Source organism: Citricoccus sp. (genome assembly GCF_035445025.1).
Taxonomy (GTDB): Bacteria; Actinomycetota; Actinomycetes; order Actinomycetales; family Micrococcaceae; genus Citricoccus.
The window spans coordinates 1-3,772 of the sequence record NZ_DAOMPX010000121.1 but is presented as its reverse complement, the minus strand read 5'-3'; the positions used below and the strand labels follow the sequence as shown (position 1 = coordinate 3,772).

At 70.3% G+C, this 3,772-nt stretch carries 2 protein-coding genes; both read left to right on the top strand.

Going from position 1 to position 3,772, the window contains the following annotated elements; translation table 11 throughout:
* The coding region (gene rpoC / locus PLJ28_RS15255; RefSeq protein WP_298044405.1) for a DNA-directed RNA polymerase subunit beta' at positions 1-2,652 on the top strand (2,652 nt) is incomplete at its 5' end.
* A gap of 76 nt (positions 2,653-2,728) precedes the next feature.
* Entirely contained in the window at positions 2,729-3,586 is an 858-nt protein-coding gene (locus tag PLJ28_RS15250; RefSeq protein ID WP_183527564.1) for an aldo/keto reductase, read from the top strand.
* The last annotated feature ends 186 nt before the right edge of the window (positions 3,587-3,772 follow it).

Genomic DNA, 3,772 nt, shown 5'->3' with positions numbered 1-3,772 from the left:
TTCCGCCAGAACCTGCTCGGCAAGCGCGTGGACTACTCCGGTCGTTCCGTGATCGTGGTCGGCCCGCAGCTGAAGCTGCACCAGTGCGGCCTGCCGAAGCAGATGGCGCTGGAGCTGTTCAAGCCCTTCGTCATGAAGCGGCTGGTGGACCTCAACCACGCCCAGAACATCAAGTCCGCCAAGCGGATGGTGGAGCGCTTCCGCCCGCAGGTCTGGGACGTGCTGGAAGAGGTCATCACCGAGCACCCGGTGCTGCTGAACCGCGCACCCACCCTGCACCGCCTCGGCATCCAGGCCTTCGAGCCGATGCTGGTGGAGGGCAAGGCCCTGCAGCTGCACCCGCTCGTCTGCGGCGCGTTCAACGCCGACTTCGACGGTGACCAGATGGCCGTGCACCTGCCGCTGAGCCCCGAGGCCCAGGCCGAGGCGCGGCTGCTGATGCTCTCCAGCCACAACATCCTGAAGCCCTCCGACGGCCGCGCCGTGGCCGTCCCGGCCCAGGACATGATCATCGGTCTCAACCACCTCACCACCGTGCGTGAGGACGAGGCCGGGGCCGGGGAGGCCTACTCCTCGGTGGCCGAGGCCATCATGGCGTTCGACGCCGGCGCGCTGCACCTGAACGCCCCGGTCAAGATCGCGGTGGACGGATTCGTGCCGTCGGCCCAGGTCCCGGCCCCCGAGGGCTGGGAGGAGGGCCAGCGCGCCGTCCTGGACACCACGCTGGGCAAGGTGCTGTTCAACGAGCTGCTCCCGGTCGACTACCCGTGGCTGGAGACCCAGGCCACCAAGGGCAGCCTCGGCGCCCTGGTCAACGACCTCGCCGAGCGCTACCCGATGGTGCAGACCGCCGCGACCCTGGACAACCTCAAGGACGCCGGCTTCTACTGGGGCACCTGGTCCGGCGTGACCGTGGCGATCTCCGACATCACCTCGGAGTTCGACAAGGCCTCCATCATGGAGGGCTACGAGGACCAGGCGCTCAAGGTCCAGGCCCAGTACGACAAGGGCCTCATCGCGGACGAGGAGCGTCGTTCCGAGCTCATCGACGTGTGGAATAAGGCCACCGACGAGGTCGCCGCCGCCATGCAGGCGGGGCTGCCGAAGCTGAACACCATCAACCGCATGGTGTCCTCCGGCGCCCGTGGTAACTGGCTGCAGGTCCGGCAGATCGCCGGCATCCGCGGCCTGGTGGCCAACCCGAAGGGTGAGATCATCCCGCGCCCGATCAAGTCCTCCTACCGTGAGGGCCTGTCCGTGCTGGAGTACTTCATCGCGACCCACGGTGCCCGCAAGGGCCTCGCGGACACCGCGCTGAAGACCGCCAACTCGGGGTACCTGACCCGTCGTCTGGTGGACGTCTCCCAGGACGTCATCGTCCGCGAGGAGGACTGCGGCACCGAGCGCGGCCTGACCGAGGTCATCGGCGTGCCGAACGCCGACGGCGAGCTGGTCCGCCACGAGACCGTGGAGAACTCCTCGTTCGCCCGGACCCTGGCGGTCGACGTCGAGGCCGAGGACGGCACCGTCCTGGGCCACGCCGGCGAGGCCATCGGCGACGTCGCCATCGACGCGTTCATCGCCGCGGGCATCACCGAGATCAAGGTGCGCTCCGTGCTCACCTGCGAGTCCGCCGTCGGGACGTGCGCGAAGTGCTACGGCCGCTCCATGGCCACCGGTCAGCTGGTGGACATCGGCGAGGCCGTCGGCATCATCGCGGCCCAGTCCATCGGTGAGCCGGGCACCCAGCTCACCATGCGGACCTTCCACACCGGTGGTGTGGCCTCCGCGGACGACATCACCCAGGGTCTGCCCCGTATCCAGGAGCTCTTCGAGGCCCGTACCCCGAAGGGCGTGGCGCCGATCTCCGAGGTCGCCGGCCGCGTGACCATCGAGGACAGCGAGAAGCAGCTGCGGCTGGTGCTCACCCCGGACGACGGCTCCGAGGAGATCGCCTACCCGGTGCTGCGCCGCGCGCGCCTGCTGGTGGCCGACGGCGAGCACGTGGCCGTGGGCACCCAGCTGGTGGCCGGTGCCGTGGACCCGAAGCAGGTGCTGCGCGTGCTCGGTCCCCGGGCCGCCCAGAAGTTCCTGGTCCAGGAGGTCCAGGACGTGTACCAGTCCCAGGGCGTGGGCATCCACGACAAGCACGTGGAGGTCATCGTCCGGCAGATGCTGCGCCGGATCACCGTCATCGAGTCGGGTGACACCGACCTGCTGCCGGGTGAGCTGACCGACCGCGCCCGCTTCACCGCCGCGAACCGCAAGGCCGTGGCGGAGGGCCGTCAGCCGGCCTCGGGCCGTGACGAGCTGATGGGCATCACCAAGGCCTCGCTCGCCACCGACTCGTGGCTGTCCGCCGCGTCCTTCCAGGAGACCACCCGGGTGCTGACCCAGGCGGCCATGGAGGGCAAGTCGGACCCGCTGCTGGGCCTGAAGGAGAACGTGATCATCGGCAAGCTGATCCCGGCCGGCACCGGCCTGGACCGGTACACCCAGGTCAACGTCGAGCCCACGGAGGAGGCCAAGGCCAACCTGTTCACCGGCCCGGCCGGCTTCGCGGACTTCGACTACCCGGGGCTGGACTCCTCGTCCACGCCGGAGTTCCACGCGATCTCGCTGGACGACTACGGCACGGACTACCGCGGCTGATCCGCTGATCCGACAGTGACGCACGGGCGGCACCTTCCCTCGCGGGGAGGTGCCGCCCGTGCGTTAAGGTGGCCCCATGACCAGTCAGCGCTACGCCCTGCTCGAGGGCACCAACGTGGACGACGTGCCGATCCCGATGATCGGCCTGGGCACCTGGCCGATGACCGGTGCCGAGTGCGAGCGCGCCGTGGCCTCGGCCCTGGAGGCGGGCTACCGACACGTGGACACCGCGGAGAACTACGCCAACGAGGACGCGGTGGGCCGGGCCGTCACCGGTTCCGGGATCCCGCGGCAGGACGTGTTCGTCACCTCCAAGTTCAACCGGCGGTGGCACGGCGGACCGGACGTGGTGCGGACCGCGCTGGAGGCCGGGCTGGAGCGCGCGGGCCTGGAGTACTTCGACCTGTTCCTGGTGCACTGGCCGAACCCGGACCAGGGCCGGTACGTGCAGGCGTGCGAGTCGCTGGCCTCACTCGTGGGGAGCGGGCTGATCCGGTCCTGGGGCGTGTCGAACTTCGCCCCGTCCCACCTGCAGGCGGTCCTCGACGCCGGGCTGGTCCCGGCGGTCAACCAGGTCTACTGCGAACCGGAGGACGCCCAGCGGCCGGTCCAGGAGGCGAACACCGCGGCCGGCGTGCTGACGGCGGCCTACACGCCGATCGGGCGGGGGAGCGGGCTGTTGCGGAACCCGGTGATCACCGGTATCGCCGCCCGGCTGGGCCGCACCCCCGCGCAGGTGGTGCTGCGCTGGCACGTGCAGCAGGGCCGGATCGCCATCCCCAAGTCCGCGGACCCGCAGCGCCAGCGGGAGAACCTGGACGTGTTCTCCTTCGCGCTGGGCCCCGAGGACCAGGCGGCGATCGACGCCCTGGACGTCAGCGAGTCCGGCGGGCGGTCGGCGAACCGCGCGGACCCGGAGGAGTTCGGGCACTAGCCCGCCGTCTTAGCGACTCAGCGACTTAGCCCCGGCGCGCCATGTAGAGGGCGAAGCCCTGGGCCAGCAGCCGGTTGACGGGGTAGTCCCACTCGCCGTAGGTCTGCACGACGTCGGCCCCCATGGTGGTCTTGAACCGCGTCAGCCCGGCCAGTTCGTACTCGGGGTCCAGCGACGGGCTCATCC

Bases quoted from the DNA above. Each gene is read 5' to 3' on its own strand.
- PLJ28_RS15250 (WP_183527564.1), top strand. From the start codon at position 2,729: ATGACCAGTCAGCGCTACGCCCTGCTCGAGGGCACCAACGTGGACGAC.